Consider the following 26,456-nt stretch of genomic DNA (forward strand, 5'->3'; position numbering starts at 1 on the left):
GCGGTCATGAAAATTCCAAATCGAATCCAACCTCTGGTTGATGACGGCCTGGTCGACGATGTCATCAGCCGGCTGATGAGCGGCAAAGAAGCCGACGTCTATGTGGTGCGCTGCGGCGACGAGATCCGCTGCGCCAAAGTCTATAAAGAGGCCTCCAAGCGCAGCTTCAAGCAGGCCGTGGTCTATCAGGAAGGGCGCAAGGTGCGCAACAGTCGCAGTGCCCGCGCCATGGAGAAGGGCTCCAAGTACGGTCGCAAGCAGCACGAAGAGGTGTGGCAGAACACAGAGGTGGATGCCCTGTTCAAGCTGGCCGCCGCCGGCGTGCGGGTGCCCACCCCCTATGTCTGCCTGGATGGCGTCCTGCTGATGGAGCTCATCACAGATGCCGAGGGCAACGTGGCGCCCCGCCTCAACGACGTGGCGCTCTCGGCCGAGCAGGCGCTCATCGATCACGGCAAGGTGATCCGCTACGTGGTGCGCATGCTCTGCGCCGGCCTGATCCACGGGGATCTCTCCGAGTTCAATGTGCTGGTGGATGCAGAGGGCCCGGTCATAATCGATCTGCCCCAGGTGGTGGATGCCGCCGCCAACAACCAGGCCAGGGCCATGCTGGAGCGGGACGTCAACAACATGCGCAACTACTACGGCATCTATGCGCCCGAGCTGCTCAAGACCCGTTATGCCAGGGAGATGTGGGCGCTGTTCGAAGACGGCAAGCTCACCCCGGAATCCGAGCTGACCGGCCTGTTCGAGGAGAGCACCGAGGCCATCGACATTGATGCCGTGCTGCACGAGATCGAGAGCGCGGAAGAGGAGGCGATGGAGCGTCGGGCCCGCATGAAGGCCGAGCAGGAAGAGGAGTTCTGACGAGAGCCCGGATCCTGTCCATGCAAAGAGCGCCCTTGGCGCTCTTTTTCATTGGGGCGACGGCAGGTTCAGCGTCCCGTCAGGGGCGGGGCCTTGAGGCGGGGGCCGGGGTAACCCTTGACCTCGCCGAAGCGGGGATGGCCGCTCTCCCAATCTGCGGCTGCGGTGCGAATGGCCTCGGGGCTGAAGCTCACGAAGTTCCACCAGATCTGCAGCGGCTCGGCCAGGGGCTCGCCGCCGATGAGCAGCAGGCGGGTGCCCGGGCCGAGTGTCACCGCCAGCTCCCGGGTGCCCGGTGGCAGATAGAGGAGCTGCTCGGGGGCGAGTGCTTCCCCTGCTATGGTCGCCTCTCCCTGCAAGGGGAAGAGTCCGTGCTCGAAGGCCGGATCCAGCGGCAGCACTATGTGCCCGCCATGGGGCGCGTGCAAGTCCAGCCCGAGGATGGGGGAGAAGCTGAGGGTGGGGGCTTGGCGCCCGGCATGCTCGCCGATGAGCAGGGTCAGGGTGGTCTCGCTCTCCTGCCAGCTGGGCAGCAGGGGGTAGTGATCGAAGCGGGGTTGTGTGTCCTGATCACGCTCAGGCAGCGCTATCCAGAGCTGGGCGGCGTGCAGGTCGGGGTAGCCCGCCAGGGACTCCTCGGTGTGGGCTATGCCGCGCCCGGCCGTCATCAGATTGACCTGGCCCGGGCGGATCACCTGCTCGCTGCCGAGACTGTCACGGTGCAAAATCTCCCCCGCCAGCATCCAGGTGAAGGTCTGCAGGGCGATGTGGGGATGGGGCCCCACGTCCAGCCCGGGGGCGTCGGGGGCGAAGCGGGTCGGCCCTATGTGATCGAGAAAGCACCAGGGGCCTATGGTGCGCCGCTCCTTGACCGGGAGGGCGCGGGCCACCGGGATGCCGCCCACGTCGGTGAGGCGGGAGGAAATGCGTTGCCACTGTTGTGTCATGTCGTGCTCCTTGCTGGGCGGTGATCCTGCTGCATCAGGATAGTGTATCCCTCGCGCTCGCCGAGAGGGGTGGGGGCTAGCGGCGGCGGCCTCCGCCCCCGAAGCTGCGCATGGGGGTGAAGCCTGGCCTTATCGCCGGTCTGACGGTAGGGGCGCGCACCGGGGTGGCCATGGCGCGGGGAAGGTGCGGTCTGGTATCCACCCTGGGCTGGGTCCCGGGGGTCAAGAGGCCGTTATTTGTCTTGGGCAGGGTGGAGGGCATCAAGAGGCCGCCGTCGACCTTGGGCTGTGTCCCGGGGGTCAGCAGGCCGCTCTCGGCCCTGGGGAGAGTGCCGCCCTTGTCATCCAGCGGTGAGCGCGGGCCCTTGTCCGGGTTGCTGACGCTGGGTCTGTTCTGCCGGTTGTCACGCAGGGCCTGTTGCTGCTCCGGCGTCATGGCATTCCAACGGCCCGCCAGCTCCCCTCGCAAGGCGGCCACATCGGGCTGGCCATTGTTCTCCTGCCAATCCTGATACTTCTCCTTGATCTCCTGTTGGCGCTCAGGATCGAGCCCGCTCCACCACTTCTTGATCAGCTCGTCAAAATCCCCCTGGTTGTCGCAGCACCAGGGGTAGTAGTCATCCCAATAGCCGTAATAGTCGTCATACCACCAGTAAGAGGCGCCATAGTGACCGCCGTAATAGTCACCAGCGCCAAGCCCCACGCTGGCGCCTGACGAGGAGGTGTTGCTGCAGCCCGCAAGGGCCAGGGCCAGCAGGGGAATGAGGAGGGCGATGCGCATGATGCTCCCGGTGCCACGAAAGGACGCAATGGACGGATGATAACCTGACTATGCACCAATCCGGCCCTGGATGGCAGACCCAGCCCCCATCAGGCGCCGGGTAGCGAGGATCTTCCCGGCATCGAGGGCAGGAGAGGGAGTGGTGGCCCTAGATTACACCCTGCTGCGTGGCCCCGCAGGCTAGTAGCCAGCCATCCGGGTCAAATCGTGCCACCTGATAGCGCGGCTATTCCGCCTCGGCACAGTCGGCCATATAACGGCGCCAGGTGGCATTCGAAACGGGTCGGTTCTGGTTGGTGCTGCATCTTGATGGTGGTGTCGGCCATTTAATCGGCTGCCACTATCGGCAATGCCATGACGCAGGCCTCTCGGCCCAGATGGGTCAGCAGACGGCGCACATCGTCGAGGCGGATGAGCAGGGTGGCGGTATTGACCAGCGGGTGGCACTGCACCTGCTCGGCCTGCCAGATACGCTCGTCCACCACCAGCTCCACGGCATGCTCGCTATCGCGCACCATGGCGAGCAGGGTGACCGAACCCGGGGTGAGGCCGAGCACTGCCTCGAGCCGTTCGGGGGAGCCAAAGCTCAGCCGCTTGACCCCGAGCCGTGCCGCCAGCGTCTTGAGATCGACCCGGCTCTCCTCCGGGCTCACCACCAGAAACAGCCGCTCGCTCTTCGGATCGCGCAAAAAGAGGTTCTTGGTCTTGGCAGCGGGCAGGTCGGGCAGCAGCCTGCTCGCCTCCTCGCAGGTGAAAACGGGGGGGTGATCGATACGCTGGTAGGGGATGGCGAGCCGATCCAGCAGGGAATAGATTGCCACAGTGACTCCTTTCGTCGGCGAAGCGCGGTAATAAAGGGGTTGATGAGGATGACGACGGGATCGAGCTTACCAGTTTGACTCAGGCCCCGCAGCCTAGGGTGACGATTGCGAGCAGGCACTGTATGAACGTACAATAGTCCCATCCCAAGGCCGACCCCTATTGCCCATGACCGCGACCCAGCCCACCGTTCCCGCCACTCCGCCCCTCGACGGCTTTATCCTGACCCGCCACGGTCGGGACGTGCGCGGCCGCGACGGGCACGCCGCCACCACCGAAATCGTGATGTGGCTATGGAGCGCCCAGGGGCCGGTGCGGGTGGTGGTGCCGGGGCAGGAGCCGGTGTTCTTTCTGCCACAGAGCCATATGACCGAGGCCGCCGAGCTGTTCAAGGGCGCCGGGGTGAGGGGGCGGTTTCGCCGCCTGCCCATGCACACCTTCGACGGCCGCCCTGTGGTGGGCTGCTATTTTGCCACCCTGAGCGCCTTTCACCGCGCCATAGAGCTGCTGCTCATTCGCGGGCTGGAGCACTTCGAGGCGGATATCCGGCTGCCGGAGCGCTTCCTGATGGAGCGCTTCATCACCGCTGGCGTGCGCTTCGATGGCCGAGCGGTGAAGAAGGGGGGCAGGCAGGGCTACTGGGAGGTGAACGAGGCACGCTGCGCGCCGCAGGCGGTGACGCCGACCCTCTCCTGGGTATCGCTGGACGTGGAGTGCGCCATGGACGGGGCCCTCTTCTCGGTCGGTCTTTACAGCGAGCAGGATGCGCGGGTCATCATGATAGGCACCCCGGAGGCGGATGCCGACAGCTGGGGCACCCAGGTCGAGTGGGTGGCGGATGAAAGCGCCCTGCTCGGCGCGCTGGAGAGCTGGTTCCAGCGGCACGACCCGGATCTGGTGATTGGCTGGAACGTGGTCAACTTCGACTTTCGCCTGCTGCTGCGCCGCGCCGAGCTGGGCAAGCGCCGCCTGCGGCTCGGACGAGGGCGCGAGCTCTGCTTCTGGCGCTCGTCTCGCAATGATCCCCAGACCGGCAACGTCATCATCCCGGGGCGCATGGTGCTCGACGGCATCGACACCCTCAAAAGCGCCACCTGGCAGTTTGCCAGCTACAGCCTGGACGCGGTGGCGAGCGAACTGCTTGGTCGTGGCAAGGACATCGAGGATGTGGCGAACCGGGGGGAGAAGATCACCGAGTTGTTCCACTCCGACAAGGAAGCGCTGGCCCGCTACAACCTGGAAGACTGCAAGCTGGTGTGGGAGATCTTCGACTACTGCCACCTCATCCCCTTCGCCATAGAGCGGGCTTCCCTCACCGGTCTCGAGCTCGACAGGGTAGGGGGCTCGGTGGCCGCCTTTACCAACCTCTATCTGCCGCGACTGCATCGCGGCGGCTACGTGGCCCCCAATCTGCCAGCCGACGGTGGGCTGGCGAGCCCCGGCGGCTATGTGATGGACTCCAAACCCGGTCTCTATCGCCACGTGCTGGTGCTCGATTTCAAGAGCCTCTATCCCAGCATCATCCGCACCTTCTGCATCGATCCCATGGGGTTGGTGGAGGGGTTGCAGCACCCCGAACAGGCCATTCCCGGCTTTCGCGGCGCCCTGTTCTCCCGCGAGCGGCACTTCCTGCCGGATCTCATAGCCACCCTCTGGGCGGCGCGGGACAGGGCCAAGGCGGCCAGCAACAAGGCGCTCTCCCAGGCCATCAAGATCATCATGAACTCCTTCTACGGCGTGCTGGGCTCGGGGGGCTGCCGCTTCTATGATCCGCGACTTGCCTCATCGATCACCCTGCGCGGTCACAGCATCATGCAGCAGACCCGGGAGTGGATAGAGGCTAAGGGGTTCGAGGTGATCTATGGCGACACCGACTCCACCTTCGTTCATCTGGGCAGAGATACCACCGCACCGACTGGACCATGCTGGCCAAGCAGTTTCAGACTCGGCTCTACGAAATGGTGTTCCACGACGAAGATCCCAGCGGCTATGTGCGCACCATGGTGGATGAGACCCGGGCCGGCTTGCACGACGATCTGCTCATCTATCGCAAGCGGCTGCGCCAGAAACTCGAGGAGTATCAGAAGAATGTGCCCCCCCACGTGCGGGCGGCGCGCCTGGCGGACGAGGAGAACCTGCGCCGCGGTCAGCCCCAGCGCTATCAGCACAGGGGCACCATCGCCTATCTGATGACCCTGAACGGCCCCGAGCCGCTGGAGTACAGGCGCAGCGCCATCGACTACGAGCACTACATCGACAAGCAGTTGAGGCCCATTGCCGACGCCATACTGCCCTTTATCGGCGAGTCGTTCGACCGTATCTGCGGTCAGCAGCTGGATCTCTTCTAGCGAGCTAGTCCTCGCCACCGGGGGTTGACCCGGATCAGGAGGGTCGGAAGGGTAGGGCGAAGGCGGAATGCAAAAAGCCCGCTCGATGAGCGGGCTTTTCAAATTTGGTGCGTCCTAGTGGATTCGAACCACCGACCCCCACCATGTCAAGGTGATGCTCTAACCAGCTGAGCTAAGGACGCAGGGTGCGCAATGCGGCTTTTTCATTTGCCAGAAGTGGTGGGTTTAATTGGATTCGAACCAACGACCCCTACCATGTCAAGGTAGTGCTCTAACCAACTGAGCTATAAACCCACATCAGGCAACTCTGCAAAGTTTTGAAACTGAATGGTGCGTCCTAGTGGATTCGAACCACCGACCCCCACCATGTCAAGGTGATGCTCTAACCAGCTGAGCTAAGGACGCATAATCAGTGTTCTGTAATGGTGCGTCCTAGTGGATTCGAACCACCGACCCCCACCATGTCAAGGTGGTGCTCTAACCAGCTGAGCTAAGGACGCATCACAGAAAAAGTGGTGGGTTTAATTGGATTCGAACCAACGACCCCTACCATGTCAAGGTAGTGCTCTAACCAACTGAGCTATAAACCCACTTTCTCTTACTTCACTACGCCAGCGCTGCCCACGTGGTCGGCATACTACCCATGCCCCCCAAGGCTGTCAACAGGCCATATGCACAAAGGAGACTGTTTGCCCAGTTCTTGCGCAGCCTGTTGATTTTGCAGGCGAGTTGTATTCCGAAGCCCTGTTACTGAGATCGCGACAGGGTAGTGCAGGCTTCCGGAGTGGCAAAACGGCCGTAGATGTAGCGCAATCTCGCCCCCAGCATCAGGGCCGCGCTGGTGAGACCGACGATAAAGCCGATCCAGAAGCCCTGGGGCCCCATGCGCGGCACCACCCAGTCGGTCAACCCCAGGATCATGCCGGTGGGCAGCCCCAGTCCCCAGTAGGCGACTATGGTGACGTAGAAGATGGCCTTGGTGTCCTTGTAGCCACGCAGGGCCGCGGCCGCCACCACCTGCACCGAGTCCGAGACCTGATAGATGGCGGCGAAGAACAGCAAAATGGCCGCCAGGACGATCACCTGCTGATCATCGGTATAGATGGAGGCGATCTGCTCGCGCAGCAGTACCGTCATGGCGGCAGTGGCAGCGGCGATGGCCATCCCCAGCATCAGGCCGGTACGGGCGGCAACGCGGGCGTGCTCCGGCTGGCCTTCCCCTATGCTGTGGCCGACTCTGATGGTCACGCCGACGCCGATGGAGAGCGGCAGCATAAACACCAGGCTGGAGAAGTTCAGGGCTATCTGGTGGCTCGCCACCGTCTCGGCGCCGAAGGGGGCCAGCATCAGGGCCACCACGGTGAACAGGGTCACCTCGCAGAAGATGGCCATGGCAATGGGGAAGCCTAAGCGAAACAGGCGCCAGATCCGGCTGCCGTTGGGGCGAGCGAGCTGGGCGAACAGATTGATCTTCTTGAAGTGGGGGGAGAGCTTCACGTAGGCGATCATCGCCAGCAGCATGGCCCAGAGCACTATGGCGGTGGCCACGCCGCAGCCGACCCCGCCGAGCTTGGGCATGCCGAAGTGGCCGTGAATGAAGATGTAGTTGGCGGGGATGTTGACCGCCAGTCCCACGAAGCCAATCACCATGGTCGGCATGGTGTGGGAGAGCCCCTCGCTGAAGTTGCGCAGCACCTGGAACAGCACAAAGGCGGGCAGACCCCACAGGATGGCGTGCAGGTAACCGGCGGTCTTGTCTGCCATCACCGGATCCACGTCCATGAACTGCAGCGCCAGCGGGCTGAAGTAGAGCGCCACCATGGCGATGGGGGTCACCATCAGCGCCAGCCAGAAGCCCTGGTGCACGGCCGGGCGGATCTCGTCCCGCTTGCGGGCCCCGTTGAGCTGGGAAACGATGGGGGTGAGCGCCATGATGATGCCCTGCACCAGCAAGATGATGGGCAGCCAGAAGCTGGAGGCGACCGACACGGCGGCGAGATCCACGGCGCTGACCTGTCCCGCCATCACGGTATCGACGAAGTTCATGGCGATCTGGGCCACCTGGGCCACCAGTATGGGGCTGGCTAGACGAACGAGCTGCTTCGCCTCGGTCCAATAACGTTGCACTGACACCTCCGAGTGGATCAGATAAAAGAGAAAAGAACGGGTAAATGAGAGGGGCTTTTATCTCCTGCCGGGAGGAGACAAAACGCGGGGGTGTCATTCTAGCCTGAAAATCCGCCAACGGGGAAGGTTGGCGGCGCATTTCTACCCGGGATCAGGCGTCCTCGTGATCGCTGATCAGCAGGTTGGCGGCGGCGTAGGCGGCCTGCTCGCGCAGATCCGCGGGCACCCTATCGTCGCTCGCCACGGCGTTGAGCGCCCGTATGCTGGCGGCGATGGCCTGGGGCACATAGCCCTGCTCACCTGAGCCTATCTGGTTGTAGGCGATGCGAATGGCCTCACAGCATTGATATACCTGCATTTTTGTTTCCTCGTTAAGCCAAGATTGAATGGGGTCACTATAACGATCGGTGCCCCCCTTGTCAGCCGGCATGCTTGTCTTGCTCTGTGGCCGGGGGTAACCTGCCGACAATTTTGTTACAGCGTGGAGACGAGACATGTTCACCGGCATAGTACAGGGGACCGCCGAACTGGTGGCCATCGAAGAGCTGCCCAACTTTCGCACCCATGTGATCCGCATGCCGAGCCCGGCCTGGGGCGAGGGGCTGGCACTCGGCGCCTCCGTGGCCCACAACGGCTGCTGCCTGACGGTCACCCGCATCGAGGGGGAACTGGTCAGCTTTGATCTGATGCAGGAGACCCTGCGCCTGACCAACCTCGGTGGGCTGGCTGTCGGGGACAAGGTCAATGTGGAGCGGGCCGCCCGCTTTGGGGACGAGATTGGCGGCCATGCCATGTCCGGCCACATCATGGGCACGGCCGAGGTCAGTGCCGTCATCGACAGCCCCAACAATCGCCAGTTGTGGTACCGCCTCGCCCCCACGCTCATGAAATACGTGCTGACCAAGGGCTACATCGGCATTGACGGCATCAGCCTGACCGTGGGCGAGGTGCGCGGCCATGAGTTCTGCGTCAACCTCATTCCCGAGACCCTGGCCCGCACCAACCTGGGTTGGGTCAAGGCGGGCTGGCAGACCAACATAGAGATCGATCCCCAGACCCAGGCCATAGTCGACACCGTGGAGCGGGTGCTGGCGGCGCGCCAATAGTGGTATCACTCCTCTGGCACTGTGTCAGGGCGGTGATCGCACATTTCAGTTGTTCTCCACCTGCTCGAATGCATCGACAACATTCAGCACCAGGGCGGGGGTGATGTCCTTCCAACGATTTTTCTGATGCCTTTTTCAACCAGGCTGGATCCTGGACCAGATGGAATACATGGCGGGCAGGAACACGAGCGTCAGGATAGTGCCCGCAAAGGTGCCGCCAATCAGCGTGTAAGCCAGTGTTCCCCAAAACACCGAATGGGTTAGCGGAATGAAGGCGAGGATCGCGGCCAGCGCAGTCAGAATGACCGGACGAGCACGCTGCACGGTCGCTTCGACAAGCGCATGGAAAGGGTCTAGCCCCGCCTGCTCGTTTTCACGGATCTGCCCGATCAAGATCAGCGTGTTGCGCATCAGGATGCCCGACAGTGCAATCAAGCCGACAAGCGCATTGATGCCGAAGGGCTGCTGGAACAGCAACAGTGTCGGCACCACACCGATCAGACCCAGTGGACTGGTCAGGAAGACCATGATCATGCCCGCAATCGAGCGCACCTGCAGGATGATGATGAGCAAGGTGATGGCCAGCATGATGGGGAAGACAGGCAACATGGCCGTCATTGCTTTGCCTGACTCCTCGATGGAGCCGGCCTCTACGATGCTGTAACCGCTTGGCAGCGTTGCCATGAGGGGCTGCAACTGCCGGGTGATCGCCGTCGATACGTCTGGCGGCTGCAAATTGTCGGCGATGTCGCCCCGTACCGTGATGGTCGGTACCCGGTCGCGTCGGCGCATGACCGGCTCTTCCATGCGGACATCGACATTGCCCACTTGTGACAACGGGATCCGTTGTCCATTGGCGCCGACCAGTGTGAAATCGCCAATCCTGGCCGGATCGAGCCGGATGTTGCCCGCAGATCGCGCAACAACCTGTACGGTGCGAATGTCTTCCCGCACGGCAGTGACCGGAATGCCGCTGAGCAGGAATTGCAGTTGCTGCGCCACCGAGCTTGAGTTCAGTCCCAGCGCTTGCAGTCGATCCTGCTGCAAAGTGAAGTGCAGCGTCGGCACGCGGACACCCCAGTCGGTGTTGACCGTGCGCATCAGTGGACTGGCGCTCATGACCTGCTGTACGTCAGCCGCGATGTTGCGCAGTACCGCCGGATCGGGTCCACTCACCCGGTAGGCCACCGGAAAGGGGGAGTAGGGGCCGAACACCAGCTGGGTGACGCGCACCCGAGCCTCGGGGGCCAGTCCCTCGGCAATGGCCTGGCGCAGTCGGTGCTTCAGGGCTTCGCGTTCGTGCTGGCTGTCCGTGCGCACCACTATCTTGGCAAACGACGGATCGGGCAGTTCTGGTCCCATTGAGAAAAAGAAACGGGGAGCCCCCTGGCCGACGTAGGCGGTGACGATTCTGGCCTCCTCCTGCCTCGCCAGCCAGGCTTCCACCTTATTTGCCGCCAAGCTGGTCTGGGTAACCGAGGTGCCATAGGGCATCTGCACTTCTATCAGGACTTCAGGGCGATCCGAGATCGGGAAGAACTGCTTCTTCACCAGGCTCATCCCCAGCACCGATGCCACGAACAGCGCGATCACCGAGCCTGCCACGAGCCACTTGCGGGCTATGACGTTGCCCAGCAGTTTGCGAAAGAGGTGATAGCGCGGCGTGTTGTAGAGCGCAGGGTGAGCGCCTTCGACCTTCTTTACATCGGGTAGCAGCTTGACCCCGAGGTATGGCGTGAAAACCACGGCCACTACCCAGGAGGCAATGAGCGCTATGCCCACTATCCAGAACATGTTGCTGGTGTACTCACCCGCCGTGGATCGCGCAAAACCATTGGGCATAAATCCGACGGCGGTGACCAAGGTGCCTGAGAGCATGGGCGCTGCGGTATGACTCCAGGCGTAAGCCGACGCCGCGATCCGGTCATAGCCCTCTTCCATTTTCACTACCATCATTTCGATGGCGATGATGGCGTCGTCTACCAGCAACCCCAGGGCCAGGATCAACGACCCCAGGGTGATGCGGTCGAAATGCTTGCCGGTCGCGAGCATCACGGCGAAGACGACAGCCAGTGTCAATGGCACGGCTGCGGCGACCACGACACCCACCCGCCAGCCCATGCTGACAAAACTCACCAGCATGACCACGAGTACCGCAGCGAAAAACTTGATCATGAACTCATCGACCGCCGAACTGATGTTGACGGCCTGGTCGGTCACCTTGCTCAAGTTCATGCCCAGCGGTTGCTCGGCGTTGATGGCGGTGATTTCGTTATCCAGGGCCTCGCCCAGATCGAGCCCGTTCCAGCCGTCGCGCATGACGATCCCCAGCAGCAGCGCAGGTTCGCCGCCGTTGCGGATGATGAAGGTCGCCGGATCTTCATAGCCCCGTTTCACCGTCGCGATATCAGAGAGCTTCAGCGTGCGTCCCTGTGCCACAACGGGGGTGTCGCGTATTTTTTGCAGCTCGTCAAAGGCGCCGTCCAGGCGAATGAACACCTCTGGCCCCCTGGTTTCGATGGCGCCGGCTGGCGTCAATGCATTCTGGCCGTTCAGGGCCGTGAACACCTCTTGCGGGCTGACGCCTAACGTGGCCAGGCGCTCATGGGAAAACTCGACATAGATACGCTCCGACTGCTCGCCAACGATGTTGACCTTCTTCACGCCGGGCACGTGCAGCAGGCGCTGGCGTAGCTTTTCCGCATCCCGGACCAGCTCACGCTGTGGTATGCCCCTTGCCTTGAGGGCGAACAGGGCAAAGGTCACATCGGAATATTCATCGTTGAGAAATGGCCCCATCACGCCTAGGGGCAGATTGCGCACTTCGTCGCCGACCTTTTTACGGGCTTGATAGAACTCATCCTGCACTTGCGACGGTGGGGTGCTATCTAACAAGGTCAGCGTGGTGAAGGCCAGCCCCGGACGGGTGTAGGTTTCGCTGCGGTCATACCAGCGCAGCTCCTGCAGCCGCTTTTCGATCTTCTCGGCGACCTGATCCTGCATCTCCTGCGCGCTGGCGCCGGGCCAGGCGGTGATGATGGTCATGACCTTGATGGTGAAGGAGGGATCCTCGGCCCGCCCCAGCTTGAAGAAGGCGGTGATCCCGCCCAAGGAGATCAGCATGATCAGAAACAGCGTGATGGCCCGTTCGCGCACCGCAAGCGCCGACAGGTTGAAGCGACGTTCGCTCATGGACGTGCATCCTCTGTTGTCACATTGGCAGAGGGTAGGAGCGTGCGCACCAGCTCCCCTTCATGGAGCAAGTGAGCGCCCATGGCGACCACCAGATCGCCTTGCCGGAGCTGGCCTGAAACCTGGGCAGCGTCACTGTCAAGGTTCAACACTGTGACAGGGTTCCAGGAGACTTTGGTGGGATGACCATGAACACGCCACACGCCAAGGCCTTGACCGGTATCGAGCAAGGCGCTGATCGGGATCTGAACGCCAGCTCTTGCCGCAACCGGGTCCTCTGTCAGATGGAGAGTCACAGTGGAACCCAAAGGTGCATCCTGAAGCGCTCCTGTCAGCACATATCGTGCTTCAAAGGTGCGAGTGCTCGGGTCTGCTGCGTCGGAAAGCTGCCTTAACGTTGCCGCGGCTGTGCCATCGCCTCTTCCGAAGAGCGTTGCCTGGCCCTGGGAACCCAATGGGGGACGCAATGTTTCTGGCAATTGAATGACCGCTTCACGCGCCCCCGCATGGGCAATGCGCACGACGGCTTGCCCGGCGTTAACGACTTGCCCTGGCTCCGCCAGTGTCGCTACCACGGTGCCATCAACATCGGCGACCAGGTCTGTATAACCAGTGGCATTACGGGCCACTTCCGCTTGTGCTTCGGCGGCTCGAAGTTCGGCTTGGGCCGTGTCCATCGCCGCCTTGGCCTGATCGTAAGTGGAAACGGAGATCGCGCCCGTGCCACGCAAATTTCGGTAACGGGCTTCATCCTCCGCGGTTTGTTTCGCTCTCGCCCTGGCTGCCACAACCGACTCCTGTTGTGCGTGCGCGGCGAGTGTCAGATCAACCGGGTCAATACGCATCAGCAATTGACCCCGTTTGACGGTTTGTCCTGCGTCTACGAGGCGCTGCAGCACCTTGCCAGATACGCGAAAACCCAAGTCACTCTCAATGCGAGCCGCGACTACCCCAGTAAAAGAGCGTGATTCAACCTCTGCATCATTGACCGTGACGGTACGCACCAGCGGTACTTGCGTACGCGGATCAGATGGTTGTTGCTCACCACAAGCCGTCAGGGCCAGCGGTAAAGCAGTGATAATTGCCAGTATGCTGTGACGAGACATACAGAAGCCTCCATGAAGAACGATTCAGGAGGCAATGTAATTCAAGTGACCAAATTGGTCAATAGTCACAATTATTATGGCGCGAGACTGCGCAGCACCAGGTTAGATAATTGGGTTGGCGCCTTGTCAATGCAGTCGAAGTTGTGTTGCAGCATGAGAGGATTTAAATAGGGCCTCATGACAAGATAAATCGCCGCAGTTATTTCATCCAATGGTGTTTTTCGCTCAAAATCACCAGTTTTACGGCCTTCTTGAAGGATATCTTGCAGCAATGTCTGAATGTTTTGCTCATAGACAATGGTGGCTTGCCAGCGTTCGGCTGCGGCTGAGGCCGCTATTTCATAGAGATTTCGATCCGCGGAGAACAAGCGACAACTTGCCTGAATGATTTCTTGAAACATCCGGCGCAGCTTCTCGGGCGGCTGATCAACCTGTTCGATCGCTCTTCGAACATCCTCCTGGATCTCATAGAGGCAGTTTGCGCAAATACTCTCGCCAATCGCCTGCTTGGACGAGAAGAACTTGTAAATATATGCCTTTGAAAAACCTATTGATTTTGCCAGTTCAGACACAGTGGTCTTGCCATAGCCGTAACGGCTGAAATGCTCGGTGGCTGCAACCACAATCTGATCCCGCACATCGTGATCAACAGGGCCTCGATTCAGCGCAGGCGTGCTGTTTTCTTCACTCATTATCTTTCTCTCCGACGGCCATACAGGGGATTTGGAATGTTAACGCGCCATCGTCAGATTGACAACGAGTGACCAATTTGAGATTTGTTTTTGCGCTGTTATCTGCAATCAGAAGATGTTTCCAAAGCCACCTTCATCATGTTCGCCATGGCTTGCTGGCAGACCGGCTGCGTTGTTGGGCCTGACGATACCCTTCGGCACTCTCAGCTCTTGGGCACTTCATGTGGGCCATTCTCCTGAGCAACCAGCGACGATGACAAATGCAACTGGCAGCAAACATCGGCTTGACCAGCACAGCAAGAAGGCGAGAGGAATGCGGCAAGAGCTGTGGGGGCCGGCAACTGATAGGGGGGGGGCGGTAAGCCTGAAGAACGACGCAGCGGACTATCGCTACCTGGCATAGGTGTGCCTCATTCACGAAGTCAGTCCAATGTCATCTATTTGAACGGGGGGAGCGGACCTTGAGCAGTACGAGGGGCAGTGCATCTTGTCGATACAATCAGGGCGCCGTGATGCCCTGGTGTGAAGGGGCTACCGCTGGCAGCACAGTGTTAAAAAGCTAATAAAAACAATGCCAGTCAGACTTGGCTGACTGGCATTTTACCCTTTGGGCTGCCTTTGTTCAGGACATAGATTCAAAACATCTGCTCGTCGTCTGCATCCACAAACAGCTGCAAACAGTCGCGGGCTTCATCCCGGTGCAGCCGCAGGTGGATCGGATTGCAACAGGCCATGCAGTCCTCGTAGAACTCCTGATCCCCCTGGCTGGCATCCAGCTCGACCCGGGTGTGGTGGCCGCAGTGGGGGCAGACGATGCGCTTGCTGGTGTACTCGATCATGGTGACCTCCTGGGGCCGACTGGCCGCCTCTTTCCCCTGATTCTAGTCGGCAAGAGGCGGCGCAACCGCGAGCAGGCGCACGTTTATGACAGGGATCAGGGGATGCGCCTAGCCCCTAAGGTCTGACCCGGTGCACCACTGGCCCCGTGCGGATTCACCCCACCCAGCGGGCCAGTCTGTCTGCATCCAGCTCGGCGAGCGAGGATAGCTGGTGATCGGCGATGGCGAGACGGGGGTCGCCCACCAGCGCCGGGTCCGGCACTATCAGCGCCTGCATGGACGCCGCCTTGGCCGCCAGCAGGCCGGTGAAGCTGTCCTCGATGGCCAGACAGTGCACAGGTTCGACGCCCAGCTTCTCGGCGGCGTGGATATAGACGTCCGGGTGGGGTTTGCCAAAGCGCTCCACCTCGGCGGAGTGGACCGCCATGAAGCGATCCTGGATGCCGAGCTTGCCGAGCACAGCCTCCACCATGGTGAAGGGGGAAGAGGTGGCCAGGCCAATCTTGAGACCACGGGCCTCGATGAGGGAGAGGGCCTCCAACACGCCCTCCTTGGCCTGACCTTCCTGCAGGATGAGTGCTATCACCTGATCCAGGATGCGTTGCACCACCTCTTCCTGGGTCGGGCCGCTCCAGGGACGCAGGCGATACCAGTGGGCCACCAGCTGATCGATGCGCACCCCTATGGTGGAGTTGCAGTCTTCCTCGGTGTGGAAGTGGCCCAGCTCGGAGAAGACGGCCATCTGGGCCCGTTGCCAAAAGGGTTCCGAGTCGATCAGAACACCATCCATATCGAAGATCACGGCAGTTAACATCTTGTACTCCTGACATAGGTGAAGGGGGGATTATAAGCCCGACGCCTCAATGGAAAAGGGGCAGAAGCCCGCCCCTTGCGCCGGATCACGCAGATAAACGTTTGTTTTTACGTGACAAAGAATGCGCTCTAGAAGAGCACCTCGACCCGGGCGGCGACCGCCTTGGCCTTTTCCACCGCCTCTTCGCACCCTTGCCCACGGGCCAGCGCCACACCGAGACGACGGCGACCGGCGATCTCGGGCTTGCCAAAGAGACGCAGCTGGGCGCCCGGCACCAGGGCCAGCGCCTCGGCAACCCCCTGATAGCGGATATTCTGGCTGTGGCCATCGCGCAGCACCACGGCGGAGGCACTCGGCCCGAACTGGGTGATGGTGCCGACCGGCAGCCCCAGGATGGCGCGCACGTGCAGGGCGAACTCGGAGAGATCCTGAGAGATCAGGGTCACCATGCCGGTGTCGTGAGGGCGGGGAGAGACCTCGCTGAACCACACCTCGTCACCCTTGATGAAGAGCTCCACCCCGAACAGGCCATGGCCACCCAGGGCCTCGACCACCTTGGCGGCGACCTCCTTGGCGCGGGCCAGCGCCAGCTCGCTCATCGCCTGGGGCTGCCAGGATTCGCGGTAGTCACCGTCTTCCTGACGATGGCCTATGGGATCGCAGAAGTGGATGCCGTCCACGGCGCGCACAGTGAGCAAGGTTATCTCGTACTCGAAGGGGACGAAGCCTTCGACTATCACCTTGCCACGGCCGGCGCGGCCCCCCTCCTGGGCATAGGTCCAGCTCTCGTCCAGCTTGGCGAGATCCCGCAGCAGGCTCTGGCCCTTGCCGGACGAGCTCATCACGGGTTTCACCACACAGGGCAGGCCTATGGCCTCGACAGCGGCAATGAACTCCTCCTTGCTCTGGGCGAAGCGGTAGGAGGAGGTGGGGAGGCCGAGCTCTTCGGCGGCGAGCCGGCGGATCCCCTCCCGGTTCATGGTGAGCTGGGTGGCGCGGGCGTTGGGCACGACCCTGACTCCTTCCTGCTCAAGCTCTGCCAGGGTATCGGTGGCGATGGCTTCAATCTCGGGGATGATGAGGTCGGGCTTGACCTCGGCCACCAAGGCGCGCAGGGCGGCGCCATCGAGCATGTCCAGCACCTGGGCGGCGTGGGCGACCTGCATGGCGGGGGCGTGGGCGTAGCGGTCGGCGGCGATCACTTCTATGCCAAGGCGTTGCAGCTCGATGGCGACTTCCTTGCCGAGTTCGCCTGAGCCGAGCAGCAGGGCACGGGTGGCGCCGGGGCGGGTGGCAGTTCCAAACATCTGATCTCTCCTGATGTCCATGGTCAGGGTTGCTGACCCGAGTGAGTAAAAAAAGAGGCACGCATGGCGTACCTCAGGAAACGGATTTGTGGGCGCGCTGCTCCAGATGGGTCAGCAGTGTGATGGCGCCTATGATGATGGCAGCGCCGAGCCACAATCGGCCGGGGGGCGCCCAGCCAAATACCAGCCAACCCGCCAGTACGTTCATGGGCAGCTTGGCAAAGTCAAAGGGTTGCACGAAGGAGGCCTCGGCCACGCTGTAGGCGCGGGCGATGGACATCTGGGCCAACGCCGACAGCACCCCTGAGACCGCCACCAGCAGCCACTGGGTTTCGCTCGGCCACTGCCATTCGGGCAGGGCCAGCATGGCGTTGAAGGGGGTGCTGAAGATGAGCAGGTAGACCACTATGGTGTGGGACGATTCGCTCGCCGCCTGATAGCGCACCAGCAGGGAGTAGCCGGCCCAGAACAGGGCGGCCGCCACTGGCAGCAGGGAGGCCCAGCTGAAGTCATCGGTCCAGGGGGCCAGGATCAGCATGGCCCCGACAAAGCCCGCCAGGGTAGCCAGAATGCGCGCCCGGCTCACCTGCTCCTTGAGCAGCAAGGCCGACCCTAAGGTGGCGAACAGGGGGGAGGTCATCAAGAGCGCTATGCCCTGCCAGATGGGCACGGGCACCGCCAGGGCCCAGAGCCAGAACTGGATGCCGATGACCGCCAGGGCGACCCGCAGCAGGTGCAGCCGCAACTGGTTGGTCATCAGGGATTGGCGCAGGCCGTGGCGGATGAGCCAGGGCAGCAGGCAGATCAGGGCGACCAGATACTGTGAAAGGCGACCTGGGTCGAGGGGAGGCCGAGCTTGAAGCTGACGTACTGGCTCAGGCTGTTGACGGCGGCAAAGCAGAGGCCTGCCACCATCATCCAGACTGCACCGGCAAAGGGGGAGTGCCTGCGGGAGGGTGCCATGGGATCCGGGTCACTGAAAAAAAGTGCGGCGGATCATAACGGCAATCGTTTGTTCTGCCAAGGCCGGGGTGCTTGCTGAGTACCTCGCTGGCGACTAAGTGCACAAGCATCAAAATATTTGAATAACTTGAGCATCTATTTTCGCTATCCGCCTTGAACCTCAATCTTTATAGTGACCTCCATCGACAGCACAGCTGTTCAACCGACAACCAAATGGAGTTTCACCATGGCCAATATCCTCGTTCTCAAGTCCAGCATCCTGGGCCAGTATTCCCAATCCAACGCCCTGATCGACGGCTACCTGGCCGAGCGCCAGGGTGACAGCGTCACCGTGCGTGATCTGGCAACCCTGAACCTGCCGGTGCTCGACGGCGAGCTGGCCATGGGCCTGCGCGGCGGTGAGAACCTGAACGAGCGTCAGCTGGCCGTGCTGGCCCAGTCCGACGAGCTGGTGGCCGAGCTCAAAGCGAGCGATCTGGTGATCATTGCGGCCCCCATGTATAACTTCAACATCCCGACCCAGCTGAAGAACTGGATCGATCTGGTGGCCCGTGCCGGCGTGACCTTCCGCTACACCGAGACCGGTCCGGTCGGCCTGGTGGAGAACACCCGCGCCCTGGTGGTCAGCCCCCGCGGCGGCCTGCACCTGGGTAACCCCACCGATCTGGTGACCCCCTACATGCGCACCGTGCTGGGCTTCATCGGCATCAACGAGGTGGACTTCATCTACGCCGAGGGCATGGGCATGGGTCCCGAGGCACAGGCCAAGGGCATAGAGCAGGCCAAGGAGCAGCTGGAAACCCTGGCATACTGATGCCGTGACGCTTGCCTGCTCACCCAGGTCCAGAATCAACAACGCAGCCATCAGGCTGCGTTGTTGTTTTCAGATGGCGGGACGCCAGTCTTCAATCCCAGATGAAGCGACGGCAGCCGCTGCCGACCAGCAGACAGACCGCGACCAGGGATCCCAGCAGCAGGCTGCTGAGCCACTGCTCCGTACTCTGGGGCAGATGAGGGGAGAAGAGGCCGATCGTGAAGAGGGCGCTGATGATGATCAGGCTGGTCTGTCGGGTCAATATCATGGGGTCGTCCTTGGCTGATGCTCACCTGAAACGAGGCTAACCGCCCTCTTGTGACAGGGTGATGTATCCGTACATCACCCTGTTGGGGCTCTTCAGACCATATCAGGTTTTTACCGCAGAGCCAGCGCCATCACTGGCGCTGTGATCCCGATCCCGCGACCTCCCTTATCTGAACTGTTTCTGCGCTGGCTGGTAGTGAAAATCGCCGCCGGCGAGCCGCGCTTCCAGTGCAGCCTGATCGATCTCCTGCGCCTTGCAGAGATCATCCAGATCGTCATAGCGATCACGCAGCTGCATATTGACGACGCTCAGCAGCATGTTGATGTCCATGGTGGCGAACGGGTCAATGCCATGATTTTCTCGCTGTCCAGCAGGTGCAGCTGCTCGATGGCGGCGCTGACGCTGTGCAGATGCTGGCGGATCGCCTCGCGGGATTCGGCGGGCAGATAGTCGGTCAGGGTATGTTGCCAGCTGCCCGCTTCAGTCTTGAGCTGCTGGAACAGGGTGAGCCCCGCCGGGGTGAAGGAGACCAGACTGATGCGCTTGTCCTGGGCGCTGCTTTCGGTGAACAGAATGCCCTTCTCCACCAGACGGTGGATCTCGCGGGAGATCCGCACCTTGTCCATTCCGCTCGCCTCCACCAGCTCTTTCTGGCTGATGGGGTAGTGGGGGCCAAGCACCATCATCAGGCGCCATTGGGGCACCGTCAGCTGGTACCGCTGCTGGTAAAACTGTTCAAAGGTATCGCGCACCATTTCAGCGGCATGGACCAGCTGATAGGGGGGATAGTGCGCGAGCAGCTCTATGATCTTCGACATATGACATCCTGCTGTGGCGGCTGCATCGGGTGCAGTTTCTCTTGATACTTTGACCTTGATGATACGTAACTCAAGCTGATTTGTCTGACCCGGTTGCGATGAAATGTGCGGTGGCGCACGTGTTCAAGGAAAAACCGGGTCTGACCCAGGGTTTTCAACTGGCCTCGCTGTTCAGCCTTTACGCAGCCAGATCAGGGCATTATCTGCAAGCCAGGCCTCGCGGCTCTGGAGCGTAGAGCGCGGCCTCGTCGCGGCTGCCCGCTTGCCAGCTTTGCGGGGCTCCTGTTTGGCAGCCTGCGCTGGCCCAGCAGGCAGGCCGGAATGTGCGGGTTGGCCTCGATGGCGACCAGCAGATGGGGCTTGGCCGCCTCGGCACCCTCGGTGGCAAAGACCATCAGCGCCTTGTTGTAGAGCAGCCAGCTGGAGGCTTCATCGAAGCGCACCAGCAGGGCGGCCAGGCCAGCCAATCCCCTTGCAGTGCATAGAGGGTGGAGAGGTTGTAGCGGCAACCCAGCTCATCGGCCTGACAAAGGTCAGCAGGGCCAGATACTCCGCTTTGGCCTCGCCCAGCTTGCCAAGGCGCAGCAGGCAGTCGGCGCGGCCGGCTCTGGCGGCCAGCAGAGGCGCGGGCCTCGGGGCACTCCAGCCGTGGCCGGCGATTTGCTGCCAGAAGGCTCGTCAAACAGCGGGGTGGCATCGGCGATGATCTTCTCGAACCAGCCGAGGCGGGCCTGATGATCGCGGCAGCTGTCGGCCAGCTCGAACCAGGTCTGCCACTGTTGGGCCTGCTCGCCATTGAGGGCCACATCAGTGCTGGGGGCGGCCTGATACTGGTCGAGGTTGAGCAACTGGTTGAGGGCGGTTTTCATGTTCTGGCGCTGGCGTTTGCAGAACTCGACAAAGGGGAGCTCGCTGGCGGCGGCGCTATAGAGCATCTGGGCCATGGGCTTGTCACGAAACAGGCTCAGCTCGGCGGCCAGACTGAAGCGGTACTGGGTGGTCGGGTCGTTCAAATCCTTCGGCTTGGGCCAGGTGGCAAAACCCTGCTGAAGCCGTAACACCACTGACCGAGGGGATGGCTCTGTTCGAACACCTGCTCGGGGTTATCGCTGGGCAGGCGGCATTGGCTCGGCAGGGCCAGCTGGGCGTCGTCGGTTTGGGATTCCAGCTCGGCGATCAGGTGGTTGAGGGCTTCTGCACTTTTCATCCAACTCGGCATCCTGTTCCAGCAGACCAGCCAGCGGGCGTTGCCAGTCAGGGCTTGTCTGGCCCCACCAGACGGGCACAGAGAAAACCGTGCAGGGCCGGGTAGGTCATGTCCTGCTGGCTGTGGCTCTGGATCCATTGATTAAGATGGCGGGTACGAGTGGATGGGTTCATCGACAGTTCCTCTGGATTTGAACAGCCGCGAAGTCTACCTAAAAGTGGGGTTATTTGCAGCAAATGGGCGACCTGTTTGGCGATTTAATCACCATTGGCGGATAAGATAAGGGCGAAAGGGCGGCCAGTGGTGGCTTGGGGACTAGGCCGGATCACCGCTCTTGAGGTAACATGCGCGCATTATAGGGGCCATGTTCAATGCAGGCCCATCCGGGTAATGAAAAAGAGAGCACCATGATACAGATTGGCAAGATGAACACCCTCACCGTTGTTGAACTCGAAGACCGTGGCGCCTGGCTGGCGGCCGGATGAGTACGGTGAACTGCTGCTGCCCAAGCGTCAACTGCCGGAAGGGGTGAAAGAGGGGGATAGCGTGCAGGTCTTCCTCTATCTGGATGCCGATTGCGAGCCGGTGATCACCACCGACAAGCCGTTTGCCATGGTGGACGAATTTGCCGGTCTGAAGGTGGTCAATGCCAACAAGATTGGTGCTTTCCTCGACTGGGGCATGAAAAAGGATCTGTTTGTGCCCAGCCGCGAGCAGAACAAGCCGATGCAGGTGGGCCACGTTTATCTGGTGCGTCTGCAACTGGATAACGAAGGGCGCATGGTCGGCACCAGCCGCATCGAGCGTTTCCTGACCCCGGCCGGCAGCAACTTCAAGGTCGGTGACGAAGTGACCGCGCTGCCGGGGGAGCACTCGCCCCTCGGCATCAAGGTGATCGTCAACGGTCAGTATCCCGGCATGCTGTTCAAGAACGAGGTGTTTGGCCGGGTGATGACCGGTCGGCCGCAAACCGCCTGGGTCAAGCAGGTGCGCGAAGATGGCAAGCTGGATCTGACCCTGCAAAAGCCGGGTCTGGCGCGGGTTGATGATGCCGGTGAACGTATTCTGAGCCGGATGAAAAAGCAGGGCGGCAGTCTGGCGGTGGGTGACAAGAGCGAACCCGAGCTCATCTACAAGCTGTTCAGCATGAGCAAGGGCACCTTCAAGAAGGCGATCGGCGGCCTCTACAAGCAGGGCAAGATTGTCATCGAAGATAACGCCATCACGACGCCGGTGGCGCAGGTACAAGCAGGCGACAGGCAGTGGATAGCGAATAAGATGCCGAGCCCCTGTGTTGGCCTCTGCAAGGCGAAAGATGGGCTTTGCCTTGGTTGTGGCCGCACCCTGACCGAGATCGGCCACTGGTCGGCGATGGATAGCAAGGCCCAGCTGGCGGTGATGGCCGAGCTGAATGGCTCGAAAAGCACCCACCGCTGCCCGGGTTGTGGCAAACCGGCCTATTGCGCCGTCTCTGCCGGTCAGACCATTGCGCAGTGCTGGTGCAGCCAGTTGCCAGTACTGCCGATGCAGGAGGCCAGCGCTTGCTGGTGCCGCCGCTGTCTGGCCAAGGCCATCGCGGCGCAGGATTAGCAGAGAACAGAATAAAAGTGAATACAGAAACAAGAAAGGCGCCGATGGCGCCTTTTTATGCCTGCTGCTGGCGATGCCAGCGCACATGCACTTGATCTTCGGTCAGCAGACGGGGCAGCAGGAAGGTGGCGAAGATCACCTCAAACTCATCCTGATGATCCAGCAAACCGACCCACACTTCGACCCAGCGCTCCATATCGACCGGCTCACCCAGCTCGGTCGACCAGTCGGCATTGGGCAGGGTCGCCTCCACGGCGCCACGCTGCTCAAACTCCAGGGTGATGTCGACTATTTGTTCGGGGGCCAGCATATCGGCGGCCTGCTCAAGAAACTGATCATAGGCCCATTCGACCAGCTGATCCGGGTACGCTGTTCCATGAAATCACTCCAGATACATCGAGGTTCGCCACTTTAACAATTATTGGCTGTGGCGGCCAGACCAGTGGGGCCGGGCCTGCCTGTCAAGTGGCCCTTGGGGAGTATGGTTAAGGCGCGGATCAGCTGGCAGGGAGTGGGATGAAGCGACGACAGTACAGGCGGCAGATCAAGCGGCGGCGGGAGGCCTGGTGGTGGCACTATCTGCCGCTTGCACCGCGGAGGTGGGCGGCCATCTGGGCCCACCGGAGAAACCCGATGAGCCCTGAGGATCAGTCGGCCTCGTGCACCCGGTTCAGGGTGACCTGGCCGAGCTGACTCATCTGGCGGCGGATCCAGGCCGAGCGCTGCTGCACATAGGGCGAGGGGGGCTTGACCCGGTAGCGCCAGGGATTGGGCAGGGCGGCGGCCAGCAAGGAGGCCTCGTAGCGGGTCAGGCGCGCCGCCGGTTTGCCGAAGTAGTGCCGGGCGGCCGCCTCGGCGCCATAGATGCCGGGCCCGAACTCCACGATATTCAGATACACCTCGAGGATACGGGACTTGTCCCAGCCCAGCTCCATCAGCAGGGTGAACCAGGCCTCTATCCCCTTGCGCAACAAGCTGCGATCGCTCCACATGAAGAGATTCTTCGCCGTCTGCTGGCTCAGGGTACTGGCCCCGCGCACCCGCCGGCTTTGCTGGTTGTGTTTGAGGGCCGAGCTGATGGCATCCATGTCGAAGCCGTTGTGATCGGCGAAGCGCTGATCCTCGGCGGCGATCACCGCCAGTTGCAGCTCTTTGGAGATGGACTCCAGATCTACCCACTCATGGCGCACCTCGGTGATCTTGGCGGGCGGAAAGAGGGCCCGCTCGATACGCCAGCTCCACATCGGCGGATCGATAAAGCGCAGCAAGCGCCACCGAGCCGACCGAGCAGACCAGCGCCGCCAGCGCAGCTTGCCTGCCCACCTCAACAGCCGGCGCCCCGATGCAGATGCGCGCACGGGGGCCACGGCGTCAGGCTCTGAGTCCCACTCATAGTGACCGGGATCGTCGGGATCCGGAATTATTGGGGCAGCCATTCGATGTGGCAGAACTTCTCGTCGACACGGCGGGAGAGCAGCATGCGGGCAAACAGGTGCTCATACTCTTGCTCGGCATTGCCAAGGCCAACCCAGATTTCGGCGTACTCGGCATCGCTCACGGCAAACCCCACGTCCGCTTCCCAGTCATCGGCGGGGTCGGTCTCCGCCAGCAGACCCCGATCGTTGAAGGCCTGGTTGAACAGGGCTATCTCCTGTTCGGGCAGGTTGTCCGAGGCCAGCTCCATGAAGAGTTCAAGGGCGGTATCGAGCAGTTCCTCGACGCTGTGCATTTCGTCATTCAAAGACATAAGACCTGTATTCCAGATAAGGGAAAAAGGTGCCGGCGCAGATCACTGCCTGCGGGGCGGCGCTATTCTAGCTGGCCCCGCACGCCTTGGCGAGATGCCACTGCGTCAGGCAATAAAAAACCGGATCCTGCTACAGGATCCGGTCTTCATTGAGGGAAGGGGTCACGCATGGGGCGTCAGCTCATCCCTTCTTGTCATCGGCGAAGGTGATGTTGAGCTCCAGTACCGACAGCTCGTCACTCTTCTTATCGAGCTGGACGGTGATCTTGTCCGGATCGATCTGCACATACTTGCGGATCACGTCGAGGAGATCCTGCTTGAGCTGGGGCAGGTAATCCGGCCCCCCTCTTGAAGAACGCTCGTGCGCGACTATGATCTGCAACCGCTCTTTGGCCAGTTGTGCGGTGTTTTGTTTCTTGTTGGAACGAAAATAATCCAATAATGACATGTTTAACTCCCGAACAGTCGGCTAAAGAAGCCCTTCTTTTCTTCTTCCAGAAAACGAAAATCCTTGGTGTCACCCAGCAGGCGGGCAACTGCGTCCTCATAGGCCTGACCGGCATCGGACTCCTTGTCCAGAATGACCGGCTCCCCCGAGTTGGAGGCGCGCAGCACCGCCTGGGACTCCGGGATCACCCCGAGCAGTTTGATGGCCAGGATCTCCTGCACATCCTGCACGCTCAGCATGTCGCCACGGCTGACGCGAGTCGGGCAGTAACGGGTCAGCAACAGGTGCTCCTTGATGGGGTCTTCCCCGCGCTCGGCACGGCGGGACTTGGAGGCCAGGATGCCGAGGATACGATCCGAGTCACGCACGGAAGAGACTTCCGGGTTGGTGGTGACGATGGCCTCGTCGGCGAAGTAGAGCGCCATCAGGGCCCCCGCCTCGATGCCGGCCGGGGAGTCGCAGACGATGTAATCAAACTTCATCTCCGCCAGCTGATCCAGGATCTTCTCGACCCCTTCGCGGGTCAGGGCGTCCTTGTCCCGGGTCTGGGAGGCCGGCAGGATGAACAGATTCTCGGAACGCTTGTCCTTGATGAGGGCCTGGTTGAGGTTGGCCTCACCGTTGATCACATTGACGAAGTCATACACCACGCGCCGCTCGCAGCCCATGATGAGATCCAGGTTTCGCAGGCCAATGTCAAAATCGATGACCACTGTCTTGTGGCCTCGCTGGGCCAAGCCGGTGCTCAGGGCCGCGCTGGTTGTGGTCTTGCCAACGCCACCTTTGCCCGATGTAACGACTATGATTCGCGCCATTCTCGCTTCCTTGTAACTCTATTTGATGCGGTCTATTCGGAGTTGTTCGTTGTCCAGCCGGATATGGACTGGCTCTTGTATCAGGCCTGCCGGCAGTGCGTCGCTGAGCTGGAAGGTGCCCGCGATGGAGAGCAGCTCGGCCTGCAATTGCTGGCAATAAATGCGGGCAAGGGGATTGCCCTTGGCCCCCGCGATGGCACGGCCACGCAGGGCGCCATAAATATGGATGCTGTCGTCGGCGATGACTTCGGCCCCCGGACTGACCGAGCCCAGCACCACCAGCGAGGTGCCGGCAGCATAGATCTGCTGGCCGGAGCGCACCGGCCCGACGTGGACCTTGGTCGGCTCCAGGGCATGAAGCGGGGCGACCTGGGCCACCTCCAGGGGCGGCTGGCGCGGGCAGGCTCGGGTTCCGGTTCGCTCTTGCGACTCTTGCCCGAGGCCATCACGGCCAGTCCCACCGCCTTGGCGGCTGTCTTCATCTCTTCACTGCGCGCCCCCGTGATGCCGACCAGCACAAACTCTTCGGACTCCACCAGCTCCTTGAGCTGTTCGAAATCGGGAATATGTTCCAGTCGGGAAACATTGATCACCAGCGGCGCACAATTAAAAAACTGGGGAGCCTGCGCGACCTTGGCCTCCAGCAGTTGTCGGATCCGGTCCGGATTGCCATCGCTGAGATGCAACACAGAAATAGTGAAGGTGGTCCCTTTCAATTCGTTATCGCGTTCAACCATGAATCTTCCCCGAACCGAGACGGTAATACGTTATTGTTATTCAATTCCTGATGTTATAGTTTGCCACCACCAGAGGCAATGAACCCGTCGGATTATATCAATTT

The 26,456-nt window shown here is 61.4% G+C and carries 22 protein-coding genes, 5 tRNA genes and 6 pseudogenes; 6 read left to right on the forward strand and 27 right to left on the reverse strand.

What is annotated here, in order from left to right:
- Window positions 1–6 precede the first annotated feature (6 nt).
- Window positions 7–867 (forward strand): PA4780 family RIO1-like protein kinase, encoded by an 861-nt coding sequence (locus ACF2JD_RS09190; protein ID WP_106886881.1) that lies wholly within the window; start codon window positions 7–9, stop codon window positions 865–867.
- A gap of 68 nt (window positions 868–935) precedes the next feature.
- Here ACF2JD_RS09190 and ACF2JD_RS09195 read toward each other — a convergent pair whose 3' ends face one another.
- From ACF2JD_RS09195 to ACF2JD_RS09205, 3 genes are all read right to left on the reverse strand, one after another.
- Window positions 936–1,814, reverse strand: coding sequence for a pirin family protein (locus ACF2JD_RS09195; protein ID WP_440987253.1), 879 nt, complete (start codon window positions 1,812–1,814; stop codon window positions 936–938).
- A 76-nt stretch (window positions 1,815–1,890) separates the two neighbouring features.
- Window positions 1,891–2,595 carry a hypothetical protein gene (locus ACF2JD_RS09200; protein WP_440987254.1) on the reverse strand — a complete coding sequence of 235 codons (705 nt, stop codon included), beginning with the start codon at window positions 2,593–2,595 and terminating at the stop codon, window positions 1,891–1,893.
- A gap of 326 nt (window positions 2,596–2,921) precedes the next feature.
- Window positions 2,922–3,416 (reverse strand): prolyl-tRNA synthetase associated domain-containing protein, encoded by a 495-nt coding sequence (locus ACF2JD_RS09205; protein WP_429170242.1) that lies wholly within the window; start codon window positions 3,414–3,416, stop codon window positions 2,922–2,924.
- A 166-nt stretch (window positions 3,417–3,582) separates the two neighbouring features.
- On the opposite strand from ACF2JD_RS09205, the pseudogene ACF2JD_RS09210 reads away from it, so the two are divergent.
- Window positions 3,583–5,762, forward strand: a pseudogene (locus tag ACF2JD_RS09210) (DNA polymerase II).
- Between the two features lie 105 nt (window positions 5,763–5,867).
- On the opposite strand, the gene ACF2JD_RS09215 reads toward ACF2JD_RS09210, so the two are convergent.
- From ACF2JD_RS09215 to ACF2JD_RS09245, 7 genes are all read right to left on the reverse strand, one after another.
- Window positions 5,868–5,944: transfer RNA gene (locus tag ACF2JD_RS09215), tRNA-Val, on the reverse strand.
- A 35-nt stretch (window positions 5,945–5,979) separates the two neighbouring features.
- Window positions 5,980–6,056: transfer RNA gene (locus ACF2JD_RS09220), tRNA-Val, on the reverse strand.
- Between the two features lie 34 nt (window positions 6,057–6,090).
- Window positions 6,091–6,167: transfer RNA gene (locus ACF2JD_RS09225), tRNA-Val, on the reverse strand.
- Window positions 6,168–6,185: 18 nt separating this feature from the next.
- A tRNA-Val gene (locus ACF2JD_RS09230) sits at window positions 6,186–6,262 on the reverse strand.
- Between the two features lie 13 nt (window positions 6,263–6,275).
- Window positions 6,276–6,352 (reverse strand) — tRNA-Val (locus ACF2JD_RS09235).
- A 157-nt stretch (window positions 6,353–6,509) separates the two neighbouring features.
- Window positions 6,510–7,889: an MATE family efflux transporter gene (locus tag ACF2JD_RS09240; protein WP_440987255.1), complete on the reverse strand. Its 1,380-nt coding sequence runs from the start codon at window positions 7,887–7,889 to the stop codon at window positions 6,510–6,512.
- A gap of 151 nt (window positions 7,890–8,040) precedes the next feature.
- On the reverse strand, window positions 8,041–8,247 hold the full coding sequence (locus ACF2JD_RS09245; RefSeq protein ID WP_005324956.1) for a YaeP family protein: 207 nt from the start codon (window positions 8,245–8,247) through the stop codon (window positions 8,041–8,043).
- Window positions 8,248–8,383: 136 nt separating this feature from the next.
- Between ACF2JD_RS09245 and ACF2JD_RS09250 the strand changes: the two genes are divergently transcribed.
- The gene (locus ACF2JD_RS09250; protein ID WP_440987256.1) at window positions 8,384–8,995 is read left to right on the forward strand and encodes a riboflavin synthase subunit alpha; all 612 of its coding nucleotides are present in this window, start codon (window positions 8,384–8,386) and stop codon (window positions 8,993–8,995) included.
- 135 nt (window positions 8,996–9,130) lie between these two features.
- Here the strand turns inward: ACF2JD_RS09250 and ACF2JD_RS09255 are convergent, their stop codons facing one another.
- From ACF2JD_RS09255 to ACF2JD_RS09285, 7 genes and pseudogenes are all read right to left on the reverse strand, one after another.
- On the reverse strand, window positions 9,131–12,187 hold the full coding sequence (locus ACF2JD_RS09255) for an efflux RND transporter permease subunit (RefSeq protein WP_440987257.1): 3,057 nt from the start codon (window positions 12,185–12,187) through the stop codon (window positions 9,131–9,133).
- Window positions 12,184–13,293, reverse strand: coding sequence for an efflux RND transporter periplasmic adaptor subunit (locus ACF2JD_RS09260; protein WP_440987258.1), 1,110 nt, complete (start codon window positions 13,291–13,293; stop codon window positions 12,184–12,186). The genes ACF2JD_RS09255 and ACF2JD_RS09260 overlap by 4 nt, the downstream gene beginning before the upstream one ends.
- Window positions 13,294–13,367: 74 nt before the next feature.
- On the reverse strand, window positions 13,368–13,985 hold the full coding sequence (locus ACF2JD_RS09265) for a TetR family transcriptional regulator (protein WP_440987259.1): 618 nt from the start codon (window positions 13,983–13,985) through the stop codon (window positions 13,368–13,370).
- Between the two features lie 635 nt (window positions 13,986–14,620).
- On the reverse strand, window positions 14,621–14,824 hold the full coding sequence (locus tag ACF2JD_RS09270; protein WP_005301298.1) for a CPXCG motif-containing cysteine-rich protein: 204 nt from the start codon (window positions 14,822–14,824) through the stop codon (window positions 14,621–14,623).
- Between the two features lie 154 nt (window positions 14,825–14,978).
- On the reverse strand, window positions 14,979–15,638 hold the full coding sequence (gene hxpB / locus ACF2JD_RS09275; RefSeq protein WP_440987260.1) for a hexitol phosphatase HxpB: 660 nt from the start codon (window positions 15,636–15,638) through the stop codon (window positions 14,979–14,981).
- Window positions 15,639–15,766: 128 nt separating this feature from the next.
- Window positions 15,767–16,945, reverse strand: coding sequence for a formate-dependent phosphoribosylglycinamide formyltransferase (purT, locus tag ACF2JD_RS09280; protein ID WP_163137693.1), 1,179 nt, complete (start codon window positions 16,943–16,945; stop codon window positions 15,767–15,769).
- Between the two features lie 73 nt (window positions 16,946–17,018).
- Window positions 17,019–17,908, reverse strand: a pseudogene (locus ACF2JD_RS09285) (DMT family transporter).
- Between the two features lie 226 nt (window positions 17,909–18,134).
- Between ACF2JD_RS09285 and ACF2JD_RS09290 the strand changes: the two are divergent.
- The gene (locus ACF2JD_RS09290) at window positions 18,135–18,722 is read left to right on the forward strand and encodes an FMN-dependent NADH-azoreductase (RefSeq protein ID WP_025326879.1); all 588 of its coding nucleotides are present in this window, start codon (window positions 18,135–18,137) and stop codon (window positions 18,720–18,722) included.
- A gap of 91 nt (window positions 18,723–18,813) precedes the next feature.
- Here the strand turns inward: ACF2JD_RS09290 and ACF2JD_RS09295 are convergent, their stop codons facing one another.
- From ACF2JD_RS09295 to ACF2JD_RS09310, 4 genes and pseudogenes are all read right to left on the reverse strand, one after another.
- Entirely contained in the window at window positions 18,814–18,990 is a 177-nt protein-coding gene (locus tag ACF2JD_RS09295; RefSeq protein WP_163137691.1) for a hypothetical protein, read from the reverse strand.
- Between the two features lie 165 nt (window positions 18,991–19,155).
- Entirely contained in the window at window positions 19,156–19,308 is a 153-nt protein-coding gene (locus ACF2JD_RS09300) for a DUF4250 domain-containing protein (protein WP_440987261.1), read from the reverse strand.
- Window positions 19,299–19,808 (reverse strand): MarR family transcriptional regulator, encoded by a 510-nt coding sequence (locus ACF2JD_RS09305; RefSeq protein WP_440987262.1) that lies wholly within the window; start codon window positions 19,806–19,808, stop codon window positions 19,299–19,301. Before ACF2JD_RS09305 ends, ACF2JD_RS09300 begins: the two co-directional genes overlap by 10 nt.
- Window positions 19,809–19,979: 171 nt before the next feature.
- Window positions 19,980–21,188: pseudogene (locus ACF2JD_RS09310) on the reverse strand (UPF0149 family protein).
- Window positions 21,189–21,422: 234 nt separating this feature from the next.
- Between ACF2JD_RS09310 and ACF2JD_RS09315 the strand changes: the two are divergent.
- A pseudogene (locus tag ACF2JD_RS09315) lies at window positions 21,423–22,242 on the forward strand (CvfB family protein); the annotation flags it as partial.
- Between the two features lie 51 nt (window positions 22,243–22,293).
- The gene (locus ACF2JD_RS09320; RefSeq protein ID WP_440987513.1) at window positions 22,294–22,605 is read left to right on the forward strand and encodes a DUF1289 domain-containing protein; all 312 of its coding nucleotides are present in this window, start codon (window positions 22,294–22,296) and stop codon (window positions 22,603–22,605) included.
- Between the two features lie 55 nt (window positions 22,606–22,660).
- On the opposite strand, the pseudogene ACF2JD_RS09325 reads toward ACF2JD_RS09320, so the two are convergent.
- From ACF2JD_RS09325 to minC, 6 genes and pseudogenes are all read right to left on the reverse strand, one after another.
- Window positions 22,661–22,983 (reverse strand): annotated as a pseudogene (locus ACF2JD_RS09325) (HI1450 family dsDNA-mimic protein).
- A 269-nt stretch (window positions 22,984–23,252) separates the two neighbouring features.
- Window positions 23,253–24,041, reverse strand: a complete 789-nt coding sequence (mtgA, locus tag ACF2JD_RS09330) for a monofunctional biosynthetic peptidoglycan transglycosylase (protein ID WP_440987263.1) — start codon at window positions 24,039–24,041, stop codon at window positions 23,253–23,255.
- Window positions 24,026–24,352, reverse strand: coding sequence for an HI1450 family dsDNA-mimic protein (locus ACF2JD_RS09335; RefSeq protein WP_041205707.1), 327 nt, complete (start codon window positions 24,350–24,352; stop codon window positions 24,026–24,028). Before ACF2JD_RS09335 ends, mtgA begins: the two co-directional genes overlap by 16 nt.
- Window positions 24,353–24,533: 181 nt before the next feature.
- The gene (gene minE / locus ACF2JD_RS09340; protein WP_005311265.1) at window positions 24,534–24,800 is read right to left on the reverse strand and encodes a cell division topological specificity factor MinE; all 267 of its coding nucleotides are present in this window, start codon (window positions 24,798–24,800) and stop codon (window positions 24,534–24,536) included.
- Window positions 24,801–24,802: 2 nt separating this feature from the next.
- Window positions 24,803–25,615 (reverse strand): septum site-determining protein MinD, encoded by an 813-nt coding sequence (gene minD / locus ACF2JD_RS09345; protein ID WP_098984135.1) that lies wholly within the window; start codon window positions 25,613–25,615, stop codon window positions 24,803–24,805.
- An 18-nt stretch (window positions 25,616–25,633) separates the two neighbouring features.
- A pseudogene (gene minC, locus ACF2JD_RS09350) lies at window positions 25,634–26,352 on the reverse strand (septum site-determining protein MinC).
- Window positions 26,353–26,456 lie beyond the last annotated feature (104 nt).

Origin of the sequence: Aeromonas ichthyocola (assembly GCF_046087985.1) — a bacterium.
Classification (GTDB): Bacteria; Pseudomonadota; Gammaproteobacteria; order Enterobacterales; family Aeromonadaceae; genus Aeromonas; species Aeromonas rivipollensis.

Coding starts and splice junctions, on each gene's coding strand:
- ACF2JD_RS09255 (WP_440987257.1), bottom strand. CDS start 12,187: ATGAGCGAACGTCGCTTCAACCTGTCGGCGCTTGCGGTGCGCGAACGG.
- ACF2JD_RS09265 (WP_440987259.1), bottom strand. CDS start 13,985: ATGAGTGAAGAAAACAGCACGCCTGCGCTGAATCGAGGCCCTGTTGAT.
- ACF2JD_RS09320 (WP_440987513.1), top strand. CDS start 22,294: ATGCCGAGCCCCTGTGTTGGCCTCTGCAAGGCGAAAGATGGGCTTTGC.
- ACF2JD_RS09270 (WP_005301298.1), bottom strand. CDS start 14,824: ATGATCGAGTACACCAGCAAGCGCATCGTCTGCCCCCACTGCGGCCAC.
- ACF2JD_RS09190 (WP_106886881.1), top strand. CDS start 7: ATGAAAATTCCAAATCGAATCCAACCTCTGGTTGATGACGGCCTGGTC.
- minE (WP_005311265.1), bottom strand. CDS start 24,800: ATGTCATTATTGGATTATTTTCGTTCCAACAAGAAACAAAACACCGCA.
- ACF2JD_RS09260 (WP_440987258.1), bottom strand. CDS start 13,293: ATGTCTCGTCACAGCATACTGGCAATTATCACTGCTTTACCGCTGGCC.
- ACF2JD_RS09335 (WP_041205707.1), bottom strand. CDS start 24,352: ATGTCTTTGAATGACGAAATGCACAGCGTCGAGGAACTGCTCGATACC.
- minD (WP_098984135.1), bottom strand. CDS start 25,615: ATGGCGCGAATCATAGTCGTTACATCGGGCAAAGGTGGCGTTGGCAAG.
- ACF2JD_RS09250 (WP_440987256.1), top strand. CDS start 8,384: ATGTTCACCGGCATAGTACAGGGGACCGCCGAACTGGTGGCCATCGAA.
- purT (WP_163137693.1), bottom strand. CDS start 16,945: ATGTTTGGAACTGCCACCCGCCCCGGCGCCACCCGTGCCCTGCTGCTC.
- hxpB (WP_440987260.1), bottom strand. CDS start 15,638: ATGTTAACTGCCGTGATCTTCGATATGGATGGTGTTCTGATCGACTCG.
- mtgA (WP_440987263.1), bottom strand. CDS start 24,041: ATGGCTGCCCCAATAATTCCGGATCCCGACGATCCCGGTCACTATGAG.
- ACF2JD_RS09195 (WP_440987253.1), bottom strand. CDS start 1,814: ATGACACAACAGTGGCAACGCATTTCCTCCCGCCTCACCGACGTGGGC.
- ACF2JD_RS09305 (WP_440987262.1), bottom strand. CDS start 19,808: ATGTCGAAGATCATAGAGCTGCTCGCGCACTATCCCCCCTATCAGCTG.
- ACF2JD_RS09200 (WP_440987254.1), bottom strand. CDS start 2,595: ATGCGCATCGCCCTCCTCATTCCCCTGCTGGCCCTGGCCCTTGCGGGC.
- ACF2JD_RS09245 (WP_005324956.1), bottom strand. CDS start 8,247: ATGCAGGTATATCAATGCTGTGAGGCCATTCGCATCGCCTACAACCAG.
- ACF2JD_RS09295 (WP_163137691.1), bottom strand. CDS start 18,990: ATGATATTGACCCGACAGACCAGCCTGATCATCATCAGCGCCCTCTTC.
- ACF2JD_RS09290 (WP_025326879.1), top strand. CDS start 18,135: ATGGCCAATATCCTCGTTCTCAAGTCCAGCATCCTGGGCCAGTATTCC.
- ACF2JD_RS09300 (WP_440987261.1), bottom strand. CDS start 19,308: ATGCTGCTGAGCGTCGTCAATATGCAGCTGCGTGATCGCTATGACGAT.